The organism is Microbacterium sp. B19(2022), assembly GCF_012030385.1.
Lineage (GTDB): Bacteria > Actinomycetota > Actinomycetes > Actinomycetales > Microbacteriaceae > Microbacterium > Microbacterium oxydans_B.
Genome location: NZ_JAAUVO010000005.1, coordinates 212,453 through 237,256, shown reverse-complemented (window position 1 = coordinate 237,256; position 24,804 = coordinate 212,453). Strand labels below are relative to the sequence as shown.

22 protein-coding genes and 1 pseudogene are annotated in these 24,804 nt (G+C 69.4%); 3 read left to right on the top strand and 20 right to left on the bottom strand.

Annotation, left to right across the window (positions count from 1 at the left end):
* The 3 genes and pseudogenes from obgE to rplU form a co-directional block, all read right to left on the bottom strand.
* A pseudogene (obgE, locus tag HCX50_RS06585) lies at positions 1-370 on the bottom strand (GTPase ObgE); the annotation flags it as partial.
* 100 nt (positions 371-470) lie between these two features.
* Positions 471-728: a 50S ribosomal protein L27 gene (gene rpmA / locus HCX50_RS06580; protein ID WP_028501603.1), complete on the bottom strand. Its 258-nt coding sequence runs from the start codon at positions 726-728 to the stop codon at positions 471-473.
* A gap of 18 nt (positions 729-746) precedes the next feature.
* Entirely contained in the window at positions 747-1,055 is a 309-nt protein-coding gene (gene rplU, locus HCX50_RS06575; RefSeq protein ID WP_028501602.1) for a 50S ribosomal protein L21, read from the bottom strand.
* Between the two features lie 245 nt (positions 1,056-1,300).
* Between rplU and HCX50_RS06570 the strand changes: the two genes are divergently transcribed.
* Positions 1,301-1,567: a DUF4031 domain-containing protein gene (locus HCX50_RS06570; protein ID WP_091037051.1), complete on the top strand. Its 267-nt coding sequence runs from the start codon at positions 1,301-1,303 to the stop codon at positions 1,565-1,567.
* Here the strand turns inward: HCX50_RS06570 and HCX50_RS06565 are convergent.
* A complete protein-coding gene (locus HCX50_RS06565; RefSeq protein ID WP_205828844.1) occupies positions 1,532-4,207 on the bottom strand; it encodes an Rne/Rng family ribonuclease in 2,676 nt (891 codons plus the stop codon). The genes HCX50_RS06570 and HCX50_RS06565 overlap by 36 nt on opposite strands.
* A 283-nt stretch (positions 4,208-4,490) precedes the next feature.
* On the opposite strand from HCX50_RS06565, the gene HCX50_RS06560 reads away from it, so the two are divergent.
* A complete protein-coding gene (locus HCX50_RS06560) occupies positions 4,491-5,108 on the top strand; it encodes a vitamin K epoxide reductase family protein (RefSeq protein ID WP_029261665.1) in 618 nt (205 codons plus the stop codon).
* A gap of 69 nt (positions 5,109-5,177) precedes the next feature.
* Here HCX50_RS06560 and ndk read toward each other — a convergent pair whose 3' ends face one another.
* From ndk to HCX50_RS06535, 5 genes are all read right to left on the bottom strand, one after another.
* On the bottom strand, positions 5,178-5,594 hold the full coding sequence (ndk, locus tag HCX50_RS06555; RefSeq protein ID WP_029261664.1) for a nucleoside-diphosphate kinase: 417 nt from the start codon (positions 5,592-5,594) through the stop codon (positions 5,178-5,180).
* A gap of 1 nt (position 5,595) precedes the next feature.
* Positions 5,596-6,018: a DUF4233 domain-containing protein gene (locus HCX50_RS06550; RefSeq protein WP_091037053.1), complete on the bottom strand. Its 423-nt coding sequence runs from the start codon at positions 6,016-6,018 to the stop codon at positions 5,596-5,598.
* On the bottom strand, positions 6,006-7,358 hold the full coding sequence (locus tag HCX50_RS06545) for a bifunctional folylpolyglutamate synthase/dihydrofolate synthase (RefSeq protein ID WP_167633388.1): 1,353 nt from the start codon (positions 7,356-7,358) through the stop codon (positions 6,006-6,008). Before HCX50_RS06545 ends, HCX50_RS06550 begins: the two co-directional genes overlap by 13 nt.
* Positions 7,355-10,735, bottom strand: a complete 3,381-nt coding sequence (gene ileS, locus HCX50_RS06540; protein ID WP_167633387.1) for an isoleucine--tRNA ligase — start codon at positions 10,733-10,735, stop codon at positions 7,355-7,357. The genes HCX50_RS06545 and ileS overlap by 4 nt, the downstream gene beginning before the upstream one ends.
* 352 nt (positions 10,736-11,087) lie before the next feature.
* Positions 11,088-11,858, bottom strand: coding sequence for an endonuclease domain-containing protein (locus HCX50_RS06535; RefSeq protein ID WP_337749048.1), 771 nt, complete (start codon positions 11,856-11,858; stop codon positions 11,088-11,090).
* Positions 11,859-12,263: 405 nt separating this feature from the next.
* Here HCX50_RS06535 and HCX50_RS06530 point away from each other — a divergent pair, with 405 nt between their 5' ends.
* Positions 12,264-12,914, top strand: coding sequence for a pentapeptide repeat-containing protein (locus HCX50_RS06530; protein WP_167633385.1), 651 nt, complete (start codon positions 12,264-12,266; stop codon positions 12,912-12,914).
* Here HCX50_RS06530 and HCX50_RS06525 read toward each other — a convergent pair.
* From HCX50_RS06525 to HCX50_RS06475, 11 genes are all read right to left on the bottom strand, one after another.
* Positions 12,904-14,409 carry a dipeptide ABC transporter ATP-binding protein gene (locus tag HCX50_RS06525; RefSeq protein WP_167633384.1) on the bottom strand — a complete coding sequence of 502 codons (1,506 nt, stop codon included), beginning with the start codon at positions 14,407-14,409 and terminating at the stop codon, positions 12,904-12,906. The genes HCX50_RS06530 and HCX50_RS06525 overlap by 11 nt on opposite strands.
* A complete protein-coding gene (locus HCX50_RS06520; protein WP_167633383.1) occupies positions 14,406-15,218 on the bottom strand; it encodes an ABC transporter permease in 813 nt (270 codons plus the stop codon). The genes HCX50_RS06525 and HCX50_RS06520 overlap by 4 nt, the downstream gene beginning before the upstream one ends.
* The gene (locus HCX50_RS06515) at positions 15,215-16,162 is read right to left on the bottom strand and encodes an ABC transporter permease subunit (protein ID WP_167633382.1); all 948 of its coding nucleotides are present in this window, start codon (positions 16,160-16,162) and stop codon (positions 15,215-15,217) included. The genes HCX50_RS06520 and HCX50_RS06515 overlap by 4 nt, the downstream gene beginning before the upstream one ends.
* A 25-nt stretch (positions 16,163-16,187) precedes the next feature.
* Complete coding sequence (locus HCX50_RS06510) at positions 16,188-17,801, bottom strand: ABC transporter substrate-binding protein (protein WP_167633381.1); 1,614 nt, start codon at positions 17,799-17,801, stop codon at positions 16,188-16,190.
* Between the two features lie 94 nt (positions 17,802-17,895).
* Positions 17,896-19,431: a serine hydrolase domain-containing protein gene (locus tag HCX50_RS06505; RefSeq protein WP_244176046.1), complete on the bottom strand. Its 1,536-nt coding sequence runs from the start codon at positions 19,429-19,431 to the stop codon at positions 17,896-17,898.
* Complete coding sequence (locus HCX50_RS20160; RefSeq protein WP_167633380.1) at positions 19,428-20,141, bottom strand: glutamine amidotransferase-related protein; 714 nt, start codon at positions 20,139-20,141, stop codon at positions 19,428-19,430. The genes HCX50_RS06505 and HCX50_RS20160 overlap by 4 nt, the downstream gene beginning before the upstream one ends.
* Positions 20,138-21,232: a dipeptidase gene (locus tag HCX50_RS06495; RefSeq protein ID WP_167633379.1), complete on the bottom strand. Its 1,095-nt coding sequence runs from the start codon at positions 21,230-21,232 to the stop codon at positions 20,138-20,140. The genes HCX50_RS20160 and HCX50_RS06495 overlap by 4 nt, the downstream gene beginning before the upstream one ends.
* Positions 21,233-21,248: 16 nt before the next feature.
* Complete coding sequence (locus HCX50_RS06490) at positions 21,249-22,190, bottom strand: aminotransferase class IV (RefSeq protein WP_244176047.1); 942 nt, start codon at positions 22,188-22,190, stop codon at positions 21,249-21,251.
* Positions 22,165-23,313: an o-succinylbenzoate synthase gene (gene menC, locus HCX50_RS06485; RefSeq protein WP_091037088.1), complete on the bottom strand. Its 1,149-nt coding sequence runs from the start codon at positions 23,311-23,313 to the stop codon at positions 22,165-22,167. The genes HCX50_RS06490 and menC overlap by 26 nt, the downstream gene beginning before the upstream one ends.
* Positions 23,310-23,999, bottom strand: a complete 690-nt coding sequence (locus HCX50_RS06480; RefSeq protein ID WP_091037090.1) for a MurR/RpiR family transcriptional regulator — start codon at positions 23,997-23,999, stop codon at positions 23,310-23,312. The genes menC and HCX50_RS06480 overlap by 4 nt, the downstream gene beginning before the upstream one ends.
* The gene (locus tag HCX50_RS06475) at positions 23,996-24,775 is read right to left on the bottom strand and encodes a GNAT family N-acetyltransferase (protein WP_140403382.1); all 780 of its coding nucleotides are present in this window, start codon (positions 24,773-24,775) and stop codon (positions 23,996-23,998) included. The genes HCX50_RS06480 and HCX50_RS06475 overlap by 4 nt, the downstream gene beginning before the upstream one ends.
* Positions 24,776-24,804 lie beyond the last annotated feature (29 nt).

Genomic DNA, 24,804 nt, shown 5'->3' with positions numbered 1-24,804 from the left:
CACCCATCCCGCCCTTGGCGACGACGAACCGCTCACCCGGGATGATCATGTCGATCAGGACCTCGCCCGCGGTGTTCTTCACCACGGTGCCCACCGGAACCAGCAGTTCGAGCGTCTCGCCGAGGAAACCGGAGCGGTGGTCGCCCATTCCGGGACCGCCGTTGCCCGAGGAACGGTGCGGCGAGTGGTGGTACGAGAGCAGCGTGCCGGTCTGCGGGTCGGCGACGAGCACGATGTCGCCGCCGTCGCCGCCGTTGCCCCCGTCGGGGCCGCCGAGCGGCTTGAACTTCTCGCGGTGCACGGAGACGCAACCGCCGCCGCCCTTACCCGCACGCAGGTGCAGTGTGACGGTGTCGACGAACGTGACCATGTGCGGGTTCCCCTGGGTTCCTGTTTATGACTGTGTGCAGATACACGGACGGGGCGAGCCGAAGCCCGCCCCGAACCGGATGACTAGTGTCGTGCTGAGATCACTCAGCTGCAGCGACGATGTTGACGACCTTGCGGCCGCCCTTCGCTCCGAACTGGACCGCACCGGCGGCCAGAGCGAACAGCGTGTCGTCGCCACCACGGCCGACGTTGACGCCGGGGTGGAAGTGCGTGCCGCGCTGGCGGACGATGATCTCGCCGGCGAGGACCTGCTGACCACCGAAGCGCTTCACGCCGAGGCGCTGAGCGTTGGAGTCACGACCGTTACGGGTTGAGCTTGCGCCCTTTTTATGTGCCATGTCCTAGTCCCCTCGGGCTTACTTGATGCCGGTGATCTTGACGCGCGTGAGCTCCTGACGGTGGCCCTGGCGCTTCTTGTAACCGGTCTTGTTCTTGTACTTCTGGATGATGATCTTCGGGCCGCGGAGGTTGCCGATGACCTCAGCCGTGACCTTGACCTTCGCCAGCGAGTCAGCGTCGGTGGTCACCGTGGCGCCGTCGACGAGCAGCACTGCAGCCAGCTCGATCTTCTCGCCCTGGGCAGCCTTGACACGGTCGAGCTGAACGATCGTGCCGACCTCGACCTTCTCCTGCCGCCCACCGGCGCGCACTACTGCGTAAACCACTTCATACCTGTTTCGTTGGGGAGCTCGCGGCTCCGAGATCTCACGGGAAGACTGTTGCTTGCATGCGCCGCAGAACGGCGGGCGCGAACGCAAGACTCTCCGCTTCGACCGACGAGGACGACGCGGCATACGCACCAAGGGACTACTTTACCGGATGCGGGTCGGTGTCGCAAAGCGGGCCGCTCCCGCGCCTCCGTGTGTCGCTCCGCGGCCGCCCACGTCCGGAGCGGCCGTAGGCTGACGAGGTGACCGTTCTCGTCGACGACCCCCTCTGGCCCGCCCACGGACGCCTGTGGGCGCACCTGGTCAGCGACGAGAGCCTCGATGAGCTGCACGCCTTCGCGAAGGCGAACGATGTGCCGGCGCGCGCCTTCGACCTCGACCATTACGACGTGCCGGAGGAGATGATCCCCCGGCTCGTCATCGCCGGTGCCCGCCCTGTGAAGGGCAAGGAGCTGGTGCGCCGGCTGATCGCCTCAGGACTCCGAGTCCGCGGCCGTGACCGGCGCTGACGGCTCGGAGTTCACCGACACCGGAGTGCCGGTGAGTGCGGCCGTGCTCACCCGACGGCGACCCCGACCCTGACCAGGAGCCTTCGGCTCCGGAAGGGCGTCGAGAACCGAGTCGAGCAGCTGCTCTGCCGGTGACTTCGGTGCCGAACGATCGCCACCGCGCTTCTTGCGGGCTTTCTTGGGCCGCTCGGCCGCCGTCGGCGCCTCGGCCGCTGCCGGGGCGGTCTCCGCCTCTGTAGCGCCTTCCGCAGCCGGAACGATCGTGGAAGCGGCGATCTGAGCCAGCGCCGACTTGGCACCCTCGGTGATGCTGTGGGTCACAGTCGGGACCGCCGGCGCACTCTGATTCTGACCGTTGCCGCCGTTGTTGCCGTTGCCACCGCGCTGACGACGACCGCTCTGGCCGTTGCCGTTGCTGCTGCCGCCGCTGTTGCTGGAGCGGTGCTTGACGACCGGATCGTGATGCACGATGACACCGCGGCCGGCGCAGACCTCACACGCCTCGCTGAAGGTCTCGAGGAGCCCGAGTCCGAGCTTCTTGCGGGTCATCTGCACGAGGCCGAGAGAGGTGACCTCGGCGACCTGGTGCTTCGTCCGGTCACGGCTCAGGCACTCGATCAGACGACGGAGGACGAGGTCACGGTTGGACTCGAGCACCATGTCGATGAAGTCGACCACGATGATGCCGCCGATGTCGCGCAGTCGCAGCTGGCGGACGATCTCCTCGGCAGCCTCGAGATTGTTCTTGGTGACCGTCTCCTCGAGGTTTCCGCCGGACCCGACGAACTTGCCGGTGTTGACGTCGACGACGGTCATCGCCTCGGTGCGGTCGATCACGAGCGAACCACCCGACGGAAGCCAGACCTTGCGGTCGAGGGCCTTCTCGATCTGCTCCGTGATGCGGAACGCGTCGAACGGGTCGGTCTCCTCTTCGTATGCCTCGACACGCTCGAGCAGGTCGGGCGCGACGCTCTCCAGGTAGGCGCGAATGGTCTGCTGCGCGTCCTCGCCCTGGATCAGCATCTTGGTGAAGTCCTCGTTGAAGACGTCACGGACGATCTTCACGAGCAGGTCGGGCTCCGCATGCAGGAGGGCCGGAGCCTGCTGGTTCTCGACCTGCTTCTGGACGTGCTCCCACTGCGCGGTGAGGCGCTGCACATCGCGCGTGAGCTGGTCCTCGGTCGCCCCCTCGGCGGCGGTGCGCACGATCACACCGGACGACTCGGGGAGGACCTCCTTGAGGATCCGCTTGAGTCGCGCACGCTCGTTGTCGGGAAGCTTGCGGCTGATGCCGTTCATCGAGCCGCCGGGTACGTAGACCAGGTAGCGGCCGGGAAGGGAGATCTGGCTGGTGAGGCGCGCACCCTTGTGCCCGACCGGGTCCTTCGTGACCTGCACGAGCACGCGATCGCCGGGCTTGAGCGCGAGCTCGATGCGTCGCGGCTGGTTGCCGGTCTCCACGCCGTCCCAGTCGACCTCACCGGAGTACAGCACGGCGTTGCGGCCGCGACCGATGTCGACGAACGCGGCCTCCATGCTCGGGAGCACGTTCTGGACGCGGCCGAGGTACACGTTGCCGATCAGCGATGCGTCCTGGTTGCGGGCGACGTAGTGCTCGACGAGGACACCGTCTTCGAGGACGCCGATCTGCGTGCGGCCGTTCTTGGAGCGCACGACCATCTTGCGGTCGACCGACTCGCGGCGCGCGAGGAACTCGGCCTCCGTGACGACGGGACGGCGCCGACCAGCGTCACGTCCGTCGCGGCGACGCTGCTTCTTCGCCTCGAGCCGCGTGGAGCCCTTGATGGCCTTCGGCTCGGTGATGTACTCGACGACACGCTGACGCTGACGCGGCTCTTCGCGCTGGTCGTCTCCGTCGGATCCGCCACGGCGGCGGCCGCGACCGCGGCCACGACCCGAGGAGTCGTCCTGCGGCTGCTCGCGCTCGGCGATGCGGTCGAAGATGCGCTCTCCGCGGTCGGGGCGTGCCGGCAGCGGGATGACCTCGGGGGCGTAGAAGTGCAGTTGCGTGGAGACCTGCGACACGAAGACCTCGGGCAGCAGCCCGAGCGACACGGCGGTCACCGCAGCCGGAGCCTCGGGAGCAGCCGGAGCCTTCTCCTCGACAGGTTCCTCGACGGGCGTCTCGGTGGCAGCGTCAGCCTGTCCTGCAGACTCCTCGGCGGAGGTCTCGGCACCGGACGCTTCTTCGGCAGCCTCGTCCCTCACAGCGCTCTCTTCGACGATCGCCTCGGACATCGCCTCGACGTCGGCATCCGAGGGAGCCACGGCATCGCCGCTCTCCGCCGTAGCGTCTGCCTCGACCTCGGATCCGGACGCGTTCGCAGCCTCGGCAGCGATCACCGCGGCAGCCTCGTCGTCGGCAGCGGCATCCGCGACGGCGCCCGCCGCAGCGTCATCCGCAGCGGCGGCGGCGTCTTCCGCAGCCGCGTAGCCGGCAGCGACATCGTCGGCAGCGGCATCGGCGGCAGCTTCCGCTGCATCCGATGCGGCGTCGCCCTCGCTCGTCGACCCGTGGGGGTCGTCGGCCTCGGGAGCCGTGGGCTCCGTCAGCGGTCCCGCGGCGTCAGCCGGGAAGTCGAGGGTAGGTACGTTGTTGTCATTGTTCTCATCGGCCATCTCTGGCTTACTCCCTGCACGGGGCACTGGTGCTCCGTGAAATCTCATGCGGTACCCGCAGGTTCCGCGAACTCACTCGGTGTGCGACCGGCTCATGGCTCTGATCGCGTGGGGCATGGGGCCCCGAAGTCTGCGTCGGCACGTGTCGCGGCAAGGCCGTTCATCGTGTCACAGGCCATTATCGCACCAAGTGGGTCCGTTCACGGCATCCCATCGAGACCAGCGCGTTTTTGTCCGGCCTGTTCTCGCCACATCCATAGCCATCGCAGGGATAATCCTCAGTATGAGCGAGCAGCGCACCCGCCCCGTCGTCTACGCCGTCTGGCTGATCTTCGCGAGCGTGGTGGGCTGGTTCGCCGCCTTCCAGCTCCTCACCGAGAAGCTCGCCAAGCTCGAGAATCCCGACGCGGTGTCCAACTGCTACGTGAGCGTGATGATCCAGTGCGACGTCAACCTCAACTCGTGGCAGGGCGAGGTCTTCGGCTTCGCGAACCCGATCATCGGCCTCACACTGTGGATGGCGCCGCTGGTCGTCGGCGTGGCGCTGCTCGCCGGCGCGCGCTTCCCCCGTTGGTTCTGGCTGGCTTTCGGTGCCGGGATCACGTTCGCGTTCGGCTTCGTCGTCTGGCTCATCAGCCAGAGCCTGTACGCGCCGAACCTCGGCGTGTTGTGCCCGTGGTGCATGGCCACGTGGGCGGTCACCATCCCGACCTTCTTCGCGACCATGGTGCATCTCACCCGCAACGGCACGTTCACGAGCAGCGAGCGGGCGCAGGAGCGCGCGAACCGGCTGATGCCCTGGGTGCCGCTTGCGACGATCCTCGCCTACGCGTTGATCATCCTGCTCGTCCAGCTGCGCGGCCTCGACCTTCTCGGCGAGGTCATCGGCATGATCTTCTGATCCCGCTCCACGGAATGAGGAAACCCGCCGCCGATCCTCGGATCGACGGCGGGTTTCCTGTCTCGGAGCTCAGTCGAACCAGATGCCGAGCTCACGTGCGGCCGACTCGGGGCTGTCCGAGCCGTGCACCAGGTTCTGCTGCACCTTGAGTCCCCAGTCGCGACCGAAGTCGCCACGGATGGTGCCGGGGGCGGCCGTGGTCGGGTCGGTCGTGCCGGCGAGCGAGCGGAAGCCCTCGATCACGCGGTTGCCCGCGAGACGGATGGCGACCGACGGACCCGAGAGCATGAACTCGAGCAGCGGCTCGTAGAACGGCTTTCCCTCGTGCTCGGCGTAGTGCTCGGCGAGCAGATCGCGGTCGGGCTCCACGAGGCGGATGTCGACGAGGGCGTATCCCTTCGCCTCGATGCGGGCGAGGATCGTGCCGGTGAGGCCGCGGGCGACGCCATCGGGCTTGACGAGGACGAGGGTTTCTTCGGTGGCCATGTCATTCACTCTCTGTCTGAGTCTCGGTCGTGGGCTCGGCGGGGCGTCGTGCGTCCAGTCGGGCCCCTCCGATGGTCGCATACGCCCACATGCCGCCGAAAATCAGGACGACGAGCAGGATGGCCGGAACGAAGAACGCCGACAGCGCGACGATGGCCTGGACGACCCACCCGGCCGTGAGGGCCCAGGGCTTCGTGATCATCCCGGCGATGGCGATGCAGGCGATCGCGAGCACTGCACCGCCGACGATCCCCCACCACTGCTCGATGCCGGCGGGAAGCTGCCGCAGGCCGAAGATCGTGAGTCCGACGAGGAACACCACGATCGCCTCGAACCCGAGCACGATGGGCGCGAGCTTCTGCACGAGTGTCCTCGGCGGGCGAGGCGCGCGTGCGGGAGCGGCATCCGCGGTCACGCGCGCCACCCCGACTTCCAGTCCTCTTCCTCGGCGAGGGCGATCGCCTCACCGGCGAGCACGACCGAGCCGGCGATCACGACGGCGCGGCGATCGGATGCGGCCGCCCACTCGCGCGCCGCGTCGGCAGCGTCAGAGAGGGAGTGATGCACGGTCGCCCGCTGACCCGTCTGCTCGACGAGGTCGGCGATCGCGTCGGCGTCGCTCGCGCGATCCGAGTCCGGCGCCGTGGCGAAGACGTGCGCGACTGCGGGAGCGAGCCGGCCGACGATGCCTGCGGCGTCCTTGTCGTCGAGCACACCGAGCACGAGGCCCCACTCGTCGAAGTCGAAGCTGTCGTCCAGCGCCTGGGCGAGAGCCGTGGCACCGTGCGGATTGTGGGCGGCATCGACGATCACGGTCGGCGCGATTCCGAGCAGCTGCAGCCGCCCCGGAGAGGTCGTGCCCTGGAGCCCATCGGAGATGATGTCGCCCGCGATCGCCTGGGTCGCCCCGCCGATGAGCGACTCGACGGCGGCGACGGCGAGTGCGGCGTTGTGGCCCTGGTGAGCTCCGTACAGCGGCAGGTACTCCTCGGCGTACTCCCCCGCGAGCCCACGGATCGTGAGCAGCTGGCCGCCGACGGCGAGCTTCTGCTCGGTGATGCCGAACTCCTCGCCCTCGAAGGCGATCGTGGCGTTGCGCTCCGCGGCCACGCGGCGCAGCACCTCGGCGGCCTCGGGAGGCTGCTGGGCGGAGACCACCGCCGCACCCTCCTTGATGATGCCCGCCTTGATCTCCGCGATCTCGGCGATCGTGTCGCCGAGCCGGTCCGCATGGTCGATGTCGATCGGCGCGAACACGGCGACGTCACCATCGGCCGTGTTCGTGGAGTCCCACTCCCCGCCCATCCCGACCTCGAGCACCAGCACATCCACCGGCGCATCCGCCACGGCGACGAACGCCAGGACCGTCAGTAGTTCGAAGAAGGTCAGCGGCGCGTCCCCCGCGGCCTCGAACTCGGCATCGACGATGTCGACGAACGGCTCGATCTCGTCCCACGCGTCAGCGATCGCCTCGTCGGCGATCGGCTCGCCGTCGATCATGATGCGCTCCGTGAAACGCTCCAGGTGCGGGCTGGTGAACAGCCCCGTGCGCAGATCGTGGGCACGCAGCAGGCTCTCGATCATGCGTGCCGTCGAGGTCTTGCCGTTCGTGCCAGTGATGTGGACGACGCGATAGGTGCGCTGCGGGTCGTCCAGGAAGGCGAGGATGCGCGCGGTGCGCTCCTTGCGCGGCTGCACCCAGCGCTCCCCCGCACGGTTCAGCAGCGCCTCGTAGACGGCGTCCGCTCGTTCCCTCTCGCTCATGCTCCGGCCTTTCCGCTCGCGACCGCAGTCGCATCGATCGTCACGATCACCGGGGCCTTCGTCGCACCGAGCGCACGCGCTCCCGAGCGGAAGACGCCGTCGCCGGGGCTTGTGACCTCATCGACCAGGGTCTCGAGGTCGTCGGTCGGCTGCACGGCGAAGGCGACCGCGAGCGTCTCCGCAGCGATCAGCTCTGCGTGGGCTTCCAGCGCGGCGGCGTCGTCGGGCGACGCGTTCAGTGCCAGGACGATGCGGTCGCTGACGTCGAGGCCCGCATTCTTCCGCGCCTCCTGGACCACACGGATCGCGTCGCGGGCGAGACCCTCGGCTTCGAGCTGCGGCGTGGTCTGCGTGTCGAGCAGCACGAACCCGCCCGAGGGCACGATCGCCAGCGCCTCGCCGGCCGGACGCCCCGTGGTCTCCAGCGCCAGGTCGTACTCGGCGGGCTCCAGGGCGATTCCGCCCGCGGTGACGACCCCGCTCTCCTCGGACCAGTCCCCCGCCTTGGCGGCCCTGATCACGGTCTGCACGTTCTTGCCGAGGCGCGGACCCGCGGCACGCGCATTCACGCTCAGGCGGTGCGTGATGCCGTATTCGACGGCGGTCGTGTCCTGCAGGGCGACGAGCTCGACCGACTTGACGTTGAGCTCCTCGCGCAGGATGTCCTCGAACTGCCCCAGCGTTCCGGCCAGCGGCGACACGACGGTCAGACGTGCCAGCGGGAGTCGCACGCGCAGCTTCTCCTTCTTGCGCAGAGCGTTGCCGACGCTCGAGAGCTCGCGCACCGCATCCATCGCGTCGCGGATCTCGTCGGCGGCCGGGAACTGCGTGTCATCCGGCCAGTCGGTCAGGTGCACACTGCGCCCGCCGGTGAGGCCCTGCCACACGCGCTCGCTGATCAGCGGCACGAGCGGTGCCGCGACGCGGGTGAGCGTCTCGAGCACCGTGTACAGCGTGTCGAATGCCTCGCGGCTCTTCGGGTCTTCGGTCACACCGACCCAGAAGCGGTCGCGCGAGCGACGGATGTACCAGTTCGTCAGCACCTCGGCGAAGTCCCGCAGGCGCGCCGATGCCGTGGTCGAGTCGAGCCCTTCCAGGTCCGCTCGAACCTCGCGCACGAGGTCACCGAGGCGAGCCAGGATGTAGCGGTCGAGCACGTCGGTGGAATCCGTGCGCCATTCGGCCTCGTAGCCGTCGGGGCCGGACGCGTTCGCGTAGGTGGCGAAGAAGTACCAGGAGTTCCACAGCGGCAGCAGGAACTCGCGGACGCCGGAGCGGATGCCCTCCTCCGTGACGGCGAGGTTGCCGCCGCGGAGCACCGAGCTCGACATCAGGAACCAGCGCATCGCGTCGGAGCCGTCGCGGTCGAGCACCTCCGACACGTCCGGGTAGTTGCGCAGCGACTTCGACATCTTGTACCCGTCGCTGCCCAGCACGATGCCGTGGCAGCTCACACCGGTGAACGCCGGGCGATCGAACAGTGCCGTCGACAGCACGTGCATGACGTAGAACCAGCCGCGGGTCTGGCCGATGTACTCGACGATGAAGTCCGCCGGCGCGTGCGAGTCGAACCACTCCTGGTTCTCGAACGGGTAGTGCACCTGGGCGTAGGGCATCGAACCCGAGTCGAACCACACGTCGAAGACGTCTTCGATCCGTCGCATCGTGCTCTTACCCGTGGGATCGTCGGGGTTCGGGCGCGTCAGGTCATCGATGTACGGGCGGTGCAAGTCGATCTCGCCCTCGGGGTTGCGCGGCAGCGTGCCGAAGTCGCGCTCCAGATCCTCCAGCGACCCGTAGGCGTCGACGCGCGGGTACTCCGGGTCGTCGCTCTTCCAGATCGGGATCGGCGAACCCCAGTAGCGGTTGCGGCTGATCGACCAGTCGCGCGCGCCCTCGAGCCACTTGCCGAACTGGCCGTGCTTCACGTTCTCGGGCACCCAGGTGATCTGCTCGTTGTTCGCGAGCATGTCATCCTTGATGTCCGTCACGCGGATGAACCAGCTCGACACCGCCTTGTAGATCAGCGGGTTCCGGCAGCGCCAGCAGTGCGGGTACGAGTGCTCGTAGCTCTGCAGACGGATCAGTCGGCCGTTCTCGCGGATCATGCGCACGAGCGGCGTGTTCGCGTCCATCCAGAGCTGGCCGGCGACGTCGGTGACGTTCGGGAGGAACTTCCCCCCGTCGTCGAGCGACAGGATCGTGGGGATGCCGGCGGCGCCCGCGACCCGCTGGTCGTCTTCACCGTAGGCCGGAGCCTGGTGGACGATGCCGGTGCCGTCGCTGACCGTGACATAGTCGTCGACCAGGATGCGCCAGGCGTTCTCGGTGCCGTAGGTCTCGGTGTCGGCGTAGTAGTCGAACAGGCGGTCGTAGGTGACGTCCTGCAGCTCGGCGCCGCGGACGGTGGCGTCGATCGCGGCGAGCGCATCCTCTGCACTCTCGTAGCCGAGGTCCTTGGCATAGCCGCCGACGAGCTCGCGGGCGAGCAGGTAGCGGTGTGCGGACGACTCGATCGCCGCATCCGTGGTTCCGGCGACCTGATGCACGTCGGCCGCGCCGAGGGGACCGGCGGGCAGCACGACGTACTCGATCTCCGGCCCCACGGCGAGCGCGAGGTTGGTCGGCAGGGTCCAGGGCGTGGTCGTCCAGGCGAGGGCGCGCACTCCCGTGAGACCGAGCGACTCGGCCTTGGCCCCGGTCAACGGGAAGGTCACCGTGACGGAGGGGTCCTGACGCATCTGGTACACGTCGTCGTCCATGCGCAGCTCGTGGGCGCTGAGGGGGGTCTCGTCGCGCCAGCAGTACGGCAGGACGCGGTAGCCCTCGTAGGCGAGGCCCTTGTCGTACAGGGTCTTGAACGCCCAGAGCACACTCTCCATGTACCCGAGGTCGAGCGTCTTGTAGCCGCGATCGAAGTCGACCCATCGCGCCTGACGGGTGACGTAGTCCTGCCATTCATGCGTGTAGGCGAGCACCGAGCTCTTCGCCTTCGCATTGAAGACGTCGATTCCCATCTCCTCGATCTCGGCCTTCTCGGTGATGCCGAGCTGCTTCATCGCCTCGAGCTCGGCCGGGAGACCGTGGGTGTCCCAGCCGAAGACCCGGTCGACCTTGTGGCCGGTCATGGTCTGGAAGCGCGGGAACACGTCCTTGGCGTAACCGGTGAGCAGGTGGCCGTAGTGGGGAAGGCCGTTCGCGAACGGCGGACCGTCGTAGAACACCCACTCCGGCGATCCCTCGCGCTGCTCGATCGAGGCGCGGAAGGTGTCGTCGTCCTTCCAGAACGCGAGCACCTCCTCCTCGATCTGCGGGAAGCGGGGGCTGGGCGCGACGGAATCGGCGGCGGGGCCGAAGGAGGAACGGGGGTAGGTCATCGTGTCTCGCAGTGGTCGTCGTGGCGGATGCTCCTGCGAGGACGACCCTCACGGACCGCGGTACCACCTCGCGTGCCACGCCTTGCGACGCGACCACTCTCACTGCGGCTGTGACGGGCCTGCCCCGCTCGGTTCTACTGAGCACTCCCCGAAGGATGCGCCGTTCTTCCGAGAGCTCCCCGGTGATGCCGGATCGATGCTCGTCCCTCCAGTGTACGCGGGTCCCGTGCGGTGGGCGGTCGCGCCGTTATGCGCTTGCTTCGGCCTTTCGCGCCTACCGCGGCCGAAATCGAAGGAATAGGCCGCGCGGAGCGCAGAAGGCCGCGGCAACAGCTATCCGGAAGAGACCGAGTCAACGGAGAGCCACGCGTTTGCGGGACGATTCGGCCTCGTGCAGCCCCTGCGCCACCGCACGCATGATCAGGTCCTGCACCATGGGCCAGTCGAACATCATCTGCGCGTACGAGACCCGGATGACGTGGTAACCCCTGAGCTTCAGCACCGCGTCGTGTCGGATGTCTTCGCTGCGTTGAGCACCGACATGATGCCCACCGTCGATCTGGATGACGAGGCGGCTGCCGATCAGAGCATCGACGCGATGCCCCGCGATCCAGATCTGAGCGCGCACCGGCACCCGGAGCCAGCGGATCCGCTCGCGGAGATACGTCTCCAACCCTGCATCCGAGAAAGGCACGGCGGTCGCGAGTATTCGACGTGCGGCCGGTCGCCAGGGGAGACCGTGGAGTTCCTCGATCGTCACGAGCGATCTGTTCAACGCGGACTCCCACGTGGCGAGCGCCTGTTCGAACGGTTCGCACTCCGCGATGTGCGCGAGCACGTTCTCGACCGGATCGACCAACGCGTCAGGGTGACGCTGGATGACCGGCGCTCCCCAGTGCACTTTGGCGCGGAGACCGCGTCGACTCGCAGAGTTCGTCCCGACCGCGACGTGCGGGATACCGCTCGGGTCATGCACCCAGAGCCCGAGGCGGTCGGCCTGCGTCCGACAGGTGAGCACCACCCCGTGTCGGGCTGCGCCCAGCAGGAGCGAGTCGGCCGTGGGCGAGGCGAGCCATCCACGGCGAGGGCGGGTGATGGTCCCGGCTCTGAGTGCAGCATCCACTGCCGTCCTACCGAACCCGAGATCAGCGACGCGAGCGGATCGCACGACACCACCGAGGTCGACGATTCGCTCCGTGAGTCCCTCTGCTGTTCGCCGCACCCGTCCAGTGTGAAGTTGATGACGCTCACTCTCCGAGCGCGAAAACGGCATCCGTGTACGACTTTGTGCTCTCGGGGCGGGTGGAGGAAGAGTAGAGCTCGCAGTTCCCCCGGCAATTCGCGCTCCCCTCGGCCGAGATCCTTGCGGGCGGCCGCACGGAGCGCAGAAGGCCGCGGCAACTGCGAGTCGAGAGCCGTCGGCGGTCCGTGGAAGACGGCCGAAGTGTGCGACTCGGGTGCGAATCTGCGATGCCGATGCCGATGCCGATGCCGGGGCTGTGTCGGTGCCAGGCCATAGCCTCGAGGGATGGCCCGCACCGCAGAGTCCCCCGCACCGCCCCGCATCAGCGATCCCGACCTGCCCCGGGAGTTCGAGCCCGCATCCCCCGCGCGCAGCGCCGACATCGTCGCCGCGAGTCTCGATCTCCACGGAACAGTCGACCTCGCCTACGCCACACTCGAGCAGTGCACCGTGTCGGCAGATGCCGAGGCGGTCGACCTCACCGGCGCGACGGTGGTCGACGTCGAGATGTCCGGGGCACGGGTCGCCTCCCTGCGTATGCGTGACGCCGGGGTACGAAGACTGCGGATCAGCGGCGGCCGCATCGGCACCCTCGACCTCAGCGAGGCGCGCATCTCGGAACTCGAGCTGCGCGATGTGCGGATCGACTACCTCAATCTCGGCGCCGCGAAGGTGACTGACCTCGAGATCTCCGGCTGCGCGATCCGCACGATCGACATGCCCCAGGCCGAGCTCACCCGCGTCCGGTTCAGCGCCACGACCAGCGATGAGGTCGACCCGCGGGGCATGCGCGCCAAAGACGTCGACCTGCGCGGCCTCGATGCGATGACCTACCTCGACACCAACAGCCTCCGCGGGACCACGCTCTCGTCGTTCCAGGTGCAGCAGCTGGCACCGGTGATCGCGGCGGGTCTGGGCATCCAGATCAAGGACTGACGGGACCGCTCGCCGCCAGCAGCTCCTGTGTGAACGGATGCTGCGGCGCCGCGAACACGTCGGCGGTCGCGCCCTGCTCGACGATCCGGCCGTCCTGCATGACGAGCACCTCGTCGGCGACGGCCCCGACCACATCGAGATCGTGCGAGACGAGGATCATCGTCAGCTGCCGCTCGCGCTGCAGTCGGGCCAGCAGCTGCAGCACGCGTTCACGTACCGAGGGATCGAGCGCTGAGACGGGTTCGTCGAGGACCAGCACCTCGGGATCGGCGGCGAGCGCCCTGGCGATCGCCGCACGCTGACGCTGTCCGCCGGAGAATGCACGGGGACGACGGTCGGCGAGCTCGGCTGCAAGGCCGACCTCAGCCATCAGTTCGACGACTCGCTCGGCCCTTCTGCCCCGTGGCACGCCGGCCGCCTCGAGCCCCTCGCGCAGGGAGCGGCCGATCGTCCATCGAGGGTCGAATGCGCCGAGCGGATTCTGATGCACGAGCTGCACCCGCGGCGCGCCGATCCAGCGCAGCGAGCCGGTGTCCGGCTGCTCGACACCGACGATCATTCGTGCCAGAGTCGTCTTCCCCGATCCGGACTCCCCCACGACGCCGAGCGTCTGCCCTGCCGTAACGGTGAAGGAGGCGCCTGTGACCGCCGGCACCGCGTCGAAGCTCTTCGAGAGTCCGTCCGCGACCAGCACCGGCAGGGAGTCCGACTCCACGGCCGCACGAGGTTCGTGGATTGTCGCCGCGATCAGCTGACGCGTGTACTCGTGCTGCGGGTTCTCCAGCACCTCGGCCACCGTGCCGGACTCGACCACCCGACCGCCCTTCATGACCAGCACCCGATCCGCGAGTCGTCGGACGGCCGCGAAGTCGTGGCTGATGAAGACGAGCGCCGTCCCCGCATCCGTGATCTCGCGCAACAGAGCGAGGATCCGTGCCTGCACGGTGGCATCGAGCGCGGTCGTCGGCTCGTCGGCCACCAGGACCACGGGGGCCGCGGCGATCGCGGAGGCGATCAGCGCCCGCTGCCGGAGCCCACCCGAGAGCTCGTGCGCATACTGCCGGGCGCGACGCTCCGCATCGGGCATCCACACGCGCCGCAGCAGTTCCCGCACCCGGGAATCGAGCGCCGCCCTGCCCCGCGCGAGGTCGTGCAGGCGCAAGGGCTCCGCCACCTCCGCACCGATGCGGCGGAGCGGGTCGAGCGAGACCAGGGCATCCTGCGAGACGAGGCCGATGCCGGAGCCGCGGAGTCCCCGCCAGCCGTGCTCGGAGAGCGTCGCCGCATCCCGCCCGTCGACGGTGAGGGTGTCGACCGTCACCGTCGCCTCCGACGGCGTGAGCCCGAGGAGTGCGCGCGCGGTGAGGGTCTTGCCCGCACCCGACTCCCCGACGATCGCGACGCACTCCCCCGGCTCGACCGCGAACCCGACGCCGTCGACCACCGGCTCCGCGCCGAACGCGATCCGCAGTCCCCGCACCTCCAGCGCACTCACGACGTCCGCCCTTCTGCGCGTGCCCGCAGGATGCGCCCGATGACGGTCGCCGAGATGACGGTGAGGGTGATGGCGATTCCGGGGAAGACCGCGATCCACCATGCCTGTCCGAGCACGTTGCGTCCTCCGGCGAGCATCAGCCCCCATTCGGGCGTCGGCTCGGACGGCCCGAGGCCGAGGAAGCTGAGGCCCGCTGCGGCCAGGATGCTCGACCCGATGCCGATCGTCGCGAGCACGCTCAGCGCTCCGAGCACACCGGGGACGACGTGACGTGTGAACGCTGTCACCCTCGGCACGCCCAGGATGCGCGCGGCTTCGACGTGCTCGGCGACCCGCAGCGTCTGCGTCTGCACGCGGGCGAGCCGGATGTACACGGGCACCGCGGCGAGCGTGATCGCGATCGCGATGTTCACCGGCCCCGGTCCGAGCACCGCGACCACTACCAGAGCGACGAGGAACTCGGGAAAAGCCATCAGCACGTCGTTCACCCGCATCACGGTGGTGTCGACCGCCCGGGGCGCGACCCCGGCGAGAGCACCGACGACGAGGCCGACCGCCAGCGCGACCGCCGTGGCGAGAAACCCGATTCCCAGCGAGCGCCCAGCCCCGTAGATGACGCGTGAGTAGACGTCGCGCCCGCTCTGGTCGGTGCCGAAGAGGTGCTCGGCACTCGGCGGGAGCAGCGCCGAGCGCACGTCGGTCTGCAGCGGATCGTGGGTCGCGAGCACGCCGGGGAAGACGGCGGCGAAGACGATCACGGCGAGCACTGCCGCGGCCGCCCACAGCAGCGCGCGCTGTGCGCGCTTCATCGGACGCCTCCGGATCGGGCCGCTCGGACGCGCGGATCGATCAGCGGGTGCACGAGCTCGACGACGAGGTTCACGACGACGAATACGAGTGCACTCAGGAGGATGATGCCGGTGATGACCGGAAGGTCCCGGTCGCTGATCGCGGCGAGCGTGACGCGACCGAGTCCCGGCCGGGCGAAGACGGTCTCGACGAGCACGGCCCCACCGAGCACGGAACCGGTGAGGTACGCGGCGAGCGTGATCGCGGAGGCCGCGCCATGACGCAGTCCATGCCGCACGGTGAACCACGAGGGGCTCGCGCCCCGCGCACGCACGGTCTCGGCGAACGGCATCCGCTCCGCCTGTATCAGGCCGTCCCGCAGCACCTGACTCAGCAACGCCGCGACCGGAAGGGCGAGGGTGATCGCCGGCAGCACGAGAGTGGCCGGATTCCGCGCCCCCGAGACCGGGAACCAGCCCAAGCCGAAGGCGAAGACGCTGAGCAGGATGAGCCCGATCCAGAACACGGGCGACGACAGCACGACCAGTTCGATGCCCGCGGCGACGGTCCGAGCCACCTGGCCGCGCACGAGCACCGCGACGGCGAGCGCCAGCACCAGGGCGATGAGGAGCGCGAGCACCGAGAGCTGCAGGGTCGCGCCGAGCTGCCGGCCGATGACCTCGGACACCGGCATCCGCAGCTGGTACGACTCGCCCAGGTCTCCGCGGGCCAGCTGCCCGATGAAGCCGAGGTACTGCTCGAACGGCGGCCGATCCAGCCCGAGGTCGGCGCGGATCCCGTCTTTCACCGCCTCGCTGACCTGCGCCTGGGGACCGAGCATCACCGACACGGGATCACCCGGGATCACCCGGAACGCGAGGAAAGCGACGGTCGCGGCACCCCACAGCACGATGACGACGGATGCAGCGAGGCCGACGATGCGGACGAGAGCAGCCTTCACCACCCCTGCCCTCCGCTCAGCCGGCGGTTCAGCCGACGGTCACATCGTAGAACAGCGGCCGACCGTAGAGGTCGTACTGCAGTCCCTCGACGCGCTCGCCGACGGCGGTGATCGCCGACGGGCTGTACAGCGGCACGATGGCGGTGTGCTTGGCGTTCCACTGCTGCAGCTGCGCGTAGAGCTCGTCGCGCTCGCCCTGGTCGCTGCTGGCCACAGCCTGCTCCAGGAGTGCGTCGATCTCGGGGTCGCTCACCTGCGACGCGTTCTGGACGCCGTCCGTGTGCAGGTGGCTGCGCAGCAGATCGGGGTCGACTCCCGAGAAGCCCCAGTCGGTGAGGTCGAACGTCTTGGGCTCGTACTGCTCGTTGTAGGCGCCCGGCTCGAGCACCTCGCGCTTCACCTCGAAGCCGATCCCCTTGAGGTCGGACTGGATCGCGTTGGCGAGCGCCGCGCGGTCGTCGGGAACCGGGGTCCAGGCGATCCAGCGCACCGACAGCCGCTCGCCGTCCTTCATGCGGATGCCGTCGGCGTCGCGCTCGGTCCATCCGGCTTCGTCGAGCAGCGCATTCGCGGCGTCCTGATCGAACGGCCAGCTGCCCTCGAGCGAGGCGTCATAACCCGGGGTCGTCGAGCCGAGGATGCTCCATGCACGCGGGAACTGTCCGAAGTAGATCTCCTCGACCGCCGCGTCGATGTCGATGCCGCGGGCGAAAGCCTGACGCACCTTCTCATCGGCGAAGACGCCGTACTTCTCGTTGAGGTACAGCGAGTACGGCAGGCCGGGGTACTCGATCGAGTCGACCGTGACGCCGTCGCCAAGGTCCTTCGCGAGGTTCGGCGGGATGTTGCTGGCGAGATCGGCCTCACCGCTGGTCACCACGCCCGTGCGCACCGACGCCTCGGGCTGGATCTCGACGCGCAGCGTCTCGAACTTCGGAGCCTTCGTGTCGTGCGGGCCCCAGGCGTAGTCATCGTTGCGGGTGTACACGAGCTCCTGGTCGGGCGTGTACTCGGTCAGCTCGAACGGACCGGTGCCCACGGTGATGCCGGGGCCGCCCGCCTTGAGCTTGTCGCCCGACTCCTCGAGCACGGCGGGCGAGTAGAACCCGAGCTGCGGCGTGCTGGCCGCCTGCAGGAAGGGTGCGTACGGCTGGGTGAAGGAGACCTTCACCGTGTGGTCGTCGATGACCTCGGTGCCCTCGTAGAAGGCCGCACCGAGCATGCTGGCCGCCTGGGCCGAGACCGTCGCGGGGTCGACGATGCGGTCGAAGTTCGCCTTGACCGCCGCCGCGTCGAAGGGCTCGCCGTCGGTGAACGTCACGTCATCGCGAAGGGTGAAGGTGTACTCGGTGCTGTCCGGCGAGACCTCCCACTCCTTCGCGAGCCACGGTGTGAACGTGCCGTCGTTCTCCTGGAAGACGAGCGAGTCGAGCACCGCCCGCTGCACCATGCCCGAGACATCGAGCTGGCTGATCTGCGGGTCCATGTGCCCGGCCGACAGGTTCGCGCCCTCGATCGACCACACGAGTTCTCCGTCACCCTCCCCCTCCGAGGCAGGAGCAGCGCAGGCGCTCAGCACCAGGGCGGTGGCGGCGGCGAGCGCGGCGAAGGGCAGGAGACGACGCACGGGGTTTGCGGGCATGACGATCCTCAGAACGAACGGGGCGGGATGCGTCCATTCTACGGCGGATTGTTGGACTGGGTCGATCTGTGTGTCCCCGCGGCTCTCGGGCTCCTCACTCCCCGTCGAACACAATGCGATGCCGGTCGGCGGGCGAGACGATCTCGTCCTCTGTACGCGTCTCATCGTGCGCGATGACGGTGAGACTCAGGCTCTGCACGCGAGGCCGGGGCACACCCACCAGGCGTGCTTCCACGCGCAGGTCCGCACTCGCTCCGGCGATCCGCCAGCGCAGCTCGGCCTCGGTGGCGGCTGCGATCACCCGCTCGGCGAACGGCTTCTGAACGGGGTGCATGCCGCCGATCGTGGCGATGTGCGCCGCGAGGCGGGAATCGCGGATGTCCGGCGGCACATCGTCGAGGACGTGGTCGGCCAGGCCCGGATACTCGGCGGCGGATCGGCCCTCTCGGATGGCGGCATCGATCGCCCGGGCCGCGGTCACGGTCTCCGGCCACGGGCGCACCACGGCCGACGGCGCGTCGGCCGTGTCGAGCGCGTCCTGCAGTGCGGCACCGGCCACACGCCGCGCACCGAACTCGTCCGAGTTCCCGAACGCCACCACGCCGATGCCGGTCGCCGCATGCCAGCGCATGTGGGCGGAGAAGCCCGGAAGGCCCCCGGAGTGCTGCACGATGCGGCCGAACCGCCGGTCCTGCTCCACGAAGAGTCCGTACCCGTAGCCGGCGCCGGCGAGGTCGCGTCCGTCGAACATCCCCGATGGCACGTCGATGGGTGTCCGCGGCTGCTGCATCTCCCTCCGCGAGGAGGGAGCGAGCACGTGCGGCGCGTGCGGATCGTCGGTGAAGGCCGAACCGAGGAACCACATCCAGGTGGCGATGTCGTCCACGGTGCTGAACATGCTTCCGATGCAGCCGAGAGCGCCGGTGCGCACGTAGGGCTCGGGGTGGAAGGTCGCGCCGTCGTCGAAGGTGCGGAAGCCACCGGCGAGGGTGTCGCGCGCATAGCCGTCGGCCGAATGGGCGGTGCGCGTCAGTCCCAGCGGCTCCAGCAGGGTCTCCCGCACCACGTCCTCGACAGCTCGTCCGGTGACGGCCTCGACCGCCGCGCCGACCAGCGACTGCCCGAGATTGGAGTACTGGTATGTGGTTCCGGGCGCGGCGGCGAGCAGCATCCCTTCGGAGAACAGCGCGGCGATCTCCGAACGGGAGTCCCCCAGGTGGCGGTCGACCCAGGCGTTGTCCTCGCCGAGCCCCGATCTGTTGGACAGCAGCATGTCTCCGGTGAGCACGGCATCGGCGCCCCTGTGCCTGGCGCGCACGGCGGGGAGATACTCCGTGATCGGGGCATGGAGATCGAGGGCACCGCTGTCGCGCAGCGCGAGTGCTGTCGCGGCGAGAAAGCTCTTCGACATCGAGGCGATCCGGAACACGGTGCCCCGACTCGTCGTCGAGTCGTCGGCGCGCGGGTGTCCGTGAGTGCGGACACCTCGCACCTCCCCGCGCTCGCACAGGGCGACGATCGATGCCGGGGCGGTCCGACGCGCCCTCTCGTCCCGCCCGTGCCGGAGGGCACGGGCTACCGCCGTCGCCGTCACCGGCGTCGTCGCGAGCGGAGGGGTCGCCCTGTTCACGCGCGCCCTCCGACCAGGACCTCGTCCGCGAACGCCTCGACGAGAGCACGGCTGACCTCGGTGTTGTGCGCGTCGACCTCCTCGGCGGAGGCGATGAGGCGCGCCAACGATCGTCCTTCTCCGCGCAGGGCGGCGTCGTCCCAGCGGGCGAGATCGGCAGCCGAGGCCTCGGGGTGGAACTGCACACCGCGCACGTGCCGCCCCAGGCGGAAGGCCTGGATCTCGATCGCGTCGCTGGATGCGAGCAGCACCGCCCGCGGAGGCAGACGGGTGATCATGTCCTGGTGGTTCTCGATCATCGGGGCACCGTCGCCGAGCGTCGCGATCACCGCATCCTCCCGGCCGGACGGGGTCGGACGGATGGGCGTCGCCCCGCGCTCGACGGGACCGGTCTTCGCCTTCACCTCGCCGCCGGCGACGTACGCGAGCACCTGCGCGCCCAGACAGATGCCGAACGTCGGGAGGTCGCGGTCGATGGCCTCGGCGGCGAGCGCGCGCTCGGCCACGAGCCAGGGTGCACGATCGTCCTCGTCCGGCATCAGTCCGCCGCCGAGGAGCACCAGCCCGGAATAGCCGTCGAGAGTGACGGGGAGCTCCTCCTCGGCGCCCACCACGGCGTCGATCGCGATGCCGCGATCGACGAGCCAGTCCCCGAGGCGTCGTGGTCCGGAACTCGCCGAGTTGATGACGACGAGCACGCGCGGGCTCACAGCGCTCCCTCCCGCGTCGACACATCGACGGCGGGCACCAGCGCGACGGTGGCGGGCGGTGCCGCCCGCCCCGCCAGGAAGGGCTCGTGGTCGCGATCGGAAGCCTCGAGGACCCGGAGCACGTTCTCGTGCGCGAGGGCGGCGAGGTCGGCCTCCGACCATCCCCGCGCTCGCAGCTCTGCGAACAGCGCCGGGTAGCCGGAGACGTCGGCGAGCCCGTCCGGCATCACGTCGGTGCCGTCGTAGTCCGCGCCGATGCCGACGGCGTGCGGTCCGGCGACCCGTCGGATGTGGTCGAGGTGATCGGCGACGTCGCCGACGCCCACGACCGGCGCATCACCCTCGCCGCCGGCCTCCCACCAGTCGCGGCGGGCCTGCGAGACGAACGTGGGCACGAAAGCGACCATCACCACTCCGCCCTGGGCTCCGATCGTGGCGAGCACGTCGTCGGGGACGTTGCGCGGGTGATCGCAGAGGGCGAGAGCACCGGAGTGGCTCACCATCACGGGGCGGGTGGTCTCCTCGAGGGCGTGACGCATGGTGGTCGGGGCCACGTGGGAGAGATCGATGAGGACACCGATGCGGTTCATCTCGCGCACCACCTCGCGGCCCCATGCACTGAGACCGTCGTGATGCGCGTCGTCGGTCGCGGAGTCGGCCCAGGCGGTCGTCCGCGACCAGGTGAGCGTCATGTACCTCGCGCCCAGACGGGCGTACTGGCGCAGCACCGCGAGCGAACCGCCGAGCTGGCCGCCGCCTTCGATGCCGATGAGCGAGGCGATCCGTCCCTCCGCCATCGCCTGGCGCACATCCGCAGCGGTCCGCGCGAAGGCGAGGCGCTCGGGATGCGCGTCGACCAGGCGGTGCACGAAGTCGATCTGCTCCAGCGTTCCGACGACCTGTTCTGCGCCCTGCAGCACCGGATCGACCCATACCGACCAGAACTGTCCGGCCACCCCGCCGATCGCGAGCCGGGGAAGGTCGGTCTGCGTCGACGGCACGCCGTCCGCGAGCTCCTCCACCCCGTACCCGAGCAGGGTCCTGCTCGCCCATGCCAGGTCGTTGTGTCCGTCGATCACCCTGTCGAGCATCCGCCGTGCCCCTCTCTCAATCCTCGCGCGCGTCAAGCGCCGCGTTCATCCGCGCGGTCAGGTCATGGTCGATGGCCCGCTCCGCGCCGTCGAGCTGCGCCACCGGCACCGCGCCGCGCGTGCTGGAGCACAGCCACAGCGCATCCGCCCGATCCAGATCGTCGCGTATGAGCACCCCGATCCGCGTCGGGACGTCGGTGATTCCCGAGAATGCATCGGCCTGGGTCGTTCCGGGGAGGACGCCGAGCTCGGCGGGTGGTGTGACGAGCTCGCCGTCGATGCGGGCGATCAGCGTCGAGCGCGGGCCTTCGAGCACGAATCCGTCTCCGCTCACGAAGATCACGTCATCGGCGCCGCGCCGGGCCGCCTCCCGGAGAGCGGCCTGATTCACCGCGTAGGCGAGCGACTTCGCTCCCTGCAGCAGCCAGGGAGCGGTCTGCATCGCATCGTGCCGGTAGCCGCGATCCAGCACGACGGCGCGGACGCCGCGGACCCGCACGCCGGAGGGGTCGCTGCCGGCGAACCCGAGCACCCATCCGGTCGGCCCTGCCGGGTCGAATTCGTCGCCCCGGGTCATGACGAACTTGACGGACGCGATCTCCCCCTCCTCCAGCGCTCCGGGAAGGGACACCTCCGCGGCCGCCCGCAGCACGGCGGCTCGCCACAGGTCGCGCCGGGGCGCGGGCAGCTCCATCAACGCCGCCGAGCGTTCGAGCCGCGTCAGATGGGCTTCGAGCGCCTGCGGCCTGCCGCCGCGGACCACGGCCGTCTCGAACACGCCGTCGCCGCGATTGACGCCGAGGTCGGTCGCCCTGACGATCGGCTCACGCGGGTCGATCGGGTGGATGCTCTCCTCGACGGCGGACGTGCCCGACAGGTCGAGGCGAAACAGCAGCAGCGCACGCATGATGGTCCTCTCCGGGACGGGCGTCTCACCCATGCGTGAGCGCGGGGTCACGGACGGCGGATTCGGCGGAATCCCAGGTGCGAGAAGCGGCCCGCTCGATCCGCTCCACGAGCACGTCGTGGCCGATGCCCGCTCCGCGAGGAACCTGCACCCTGCCCTCCACCGCGGTGACGGGTGGGGCGATGATGTCGTCGACGTAGTACTTGTCGGAGCCGGAGACATCCGACGGGAGCAGGAACCCGGGCAGTGCCGAGATCGCGACGTTCGCCGCTCGACCGATCCCGAACTCGTGCATGCCCCCGCACCAGACGGGGACGCCGGCGTCGACGGCGAGGTCGTGCGCCGCCTTCGCGACGGTGAGTCCCCCCATCCGCGACACCTTGATGTTGAGGATGCGCGCGGCGGAGAGCCTGATCATCGTGCGCAGATCGCCGAGCCCGACGACGGACTCGTCCAGACACACCGCCGTTCCGATGCGGGCCTGGAGCGTCGCGTGCGCCACCATCTCCCGCGGGGCGAACGGCTGCTCGATCATCGTCAGACCGAGCGCGTCGAGCTGTGTGAACACGGCGGCGGAGTCGTCGTCGTCGGGATACGCGCCGTTCGCGTCGACGTGGAGGTCGAGGTCGGGGTGCGCGTCGCGTACCGCTCGCACCGGCTCCACGTCCCACCCGGGGGCGATCTTGAGCTTCACGCGCGGATAACCGGCTGCACGCTGCAGCTCCACCTGGGCCAGGAGCTCGTCGATCGACGGCTCGATGCCGAGCGAGACTCCCGCCACGACCTCGTCGCGGGTGCCGCCCAGCGCCGTCGCGAGGGCGATTCCCCGGCGGCGGGCGAAGAGATCCCACACCGCGCCGGAGAAGCCGGCTCTGGCGAACTCGTTGCCGCGCACCCGCGCCCACGTCCTCTCCAGGTCGGCGGGCTCCTCGCCCTCTGCACCGACGAGGGCCGGTACGAGGTAGCGGGTGGCGATCTCCCACGCCGTCGTGGTCGTCTCCGCGCCGAAGTACGGGTCGCTGGGCGCGGCGATCTCTCCCCAGCCACGGCGGCCTTCCTCGTCGGTGGCCTCGACGAGGATGTGCTCGATTCCCGACTTGCGATGCGAGCTGGTCTCGAAGCTGTGCCGCAGTTCCTGCCGCAGCGCGAACAGACGGATGCGGGTGATCCTCACGCCTCCGCCTCCTCGTCGACCTCGGGTCGCGAGGGATCCGAGCTGTAGAGGCCCAGTCGCGCGACGAGCCGATCGCGCTCAGCCAGGCGGCGGCGGGCTCCCTTCGCGCTCGCCGTCGTGAGCGCACTCAACAGGTGGCAGACGGCCGCGACCGGGGTGGGCGAGTCCGCGTAGGACGCCGACCCGGTGCGCACGCGGATGAGCGACGTCGCGAGCGGTGCCAGCGGGGCGTCCTCGCTGTCGGTGATCACCACGAGCTGCCCGCCCGCCTCCCGGAACAGCTGGCCGAGCCGCACGGTCTCCTCCCGGTAGCGCCGGAGGGAGAAAGCGATGAGCACGTCCGAGGCCCGCACATCGGTCAGCACGGTCAACGGCTGCAGCGCATGCCCGTCGACGAGGAAGACGTTGGACAGCGTCGCGGACAGGTCGGCGTTGAGCAGCTGCGCGTAGGCGGCCGCCTTTCCCTCACCGGCGACGTAGCGTCGTCGTGCGCCCAGCAGCAGCGCCGCGGCCTGCGGCACCTGGGCCGAGGTGCTCAACTCTTCGAAAGTGAGCGCGAGCGTGCGCAACTCGGTCTCGATGATGCGCGCCTGGATGCTCTCCGCCGAGAGATTGGTCCGGATGCGCTCGCCGAAGCGGTCCCGCGGCGAGACGAGCTCGCGATCCTCGTGCTGCTGGTCGCTCATGCGATGGCCTCCCCTGATGTCGCGCGGTAGACCGCGGTGTGCTCGTCGACGCGGGAGGCCGCGACGAGCACGTCGCCTCGCCGGAACACCTCCGTCATCGCACTCTCCAGCTGCCGACGCAGCGCCGACCGCTCGCCGGGCACGAGCTCATCCGCACGCGCGGGGATCGCGATCCAGTCGGCGTCGCCGGCGTGCACGACGCGCCCCCAGTCCTCCCTGCCCAGTCCTGTCGGAACGCCCGATCGCGGCACCCGGGGCACGGTCGCGGTCAGATCCCAGGAGACCACGAGCCGGTCGGTGTCGGGCCGGGCGTAGTAGTCGCGTTCGAACGCGATGCCGACCGCACCGAGGGAGCTGAGGTTGAAGTGCGCGTTCCGCGCCAGCAGCGGATCGAAGGTCCAGCGCATGGACTGCTGCCCCCACCGGAGCGCGACGTCGCGTTGGGCGAGCTTGAGTGCCTGACCGACCCCGCGGCCCTGCTGCGCGGCATCGACCGCGGCGGCCTGCGAGTAGTGGAAGTGGGTCCCGCTCGCATCGCAGCCCGCGAAGCCGTAGGCGAAGCCGATGAGCCCACCATCGTCAGCGAAGGCCCCCACCGCGGATCCCCCGTTACGGGCGAGCGCGGTGAGCAGATTGGCGTTGAGCGCGTACTCCTGCTCGGTGTACGCGAAGACGCGCGCGTAGAGTGCCGCCGCCTCACGGAACTCGGAGTACTGGGTCAGTTCGCGGCAGTCGTAACCGACGCCCGCGTCGGCGGCCACCGAAGAGTGAGGCACGATACGTTTCCTAAGATCGAACGAGTGAT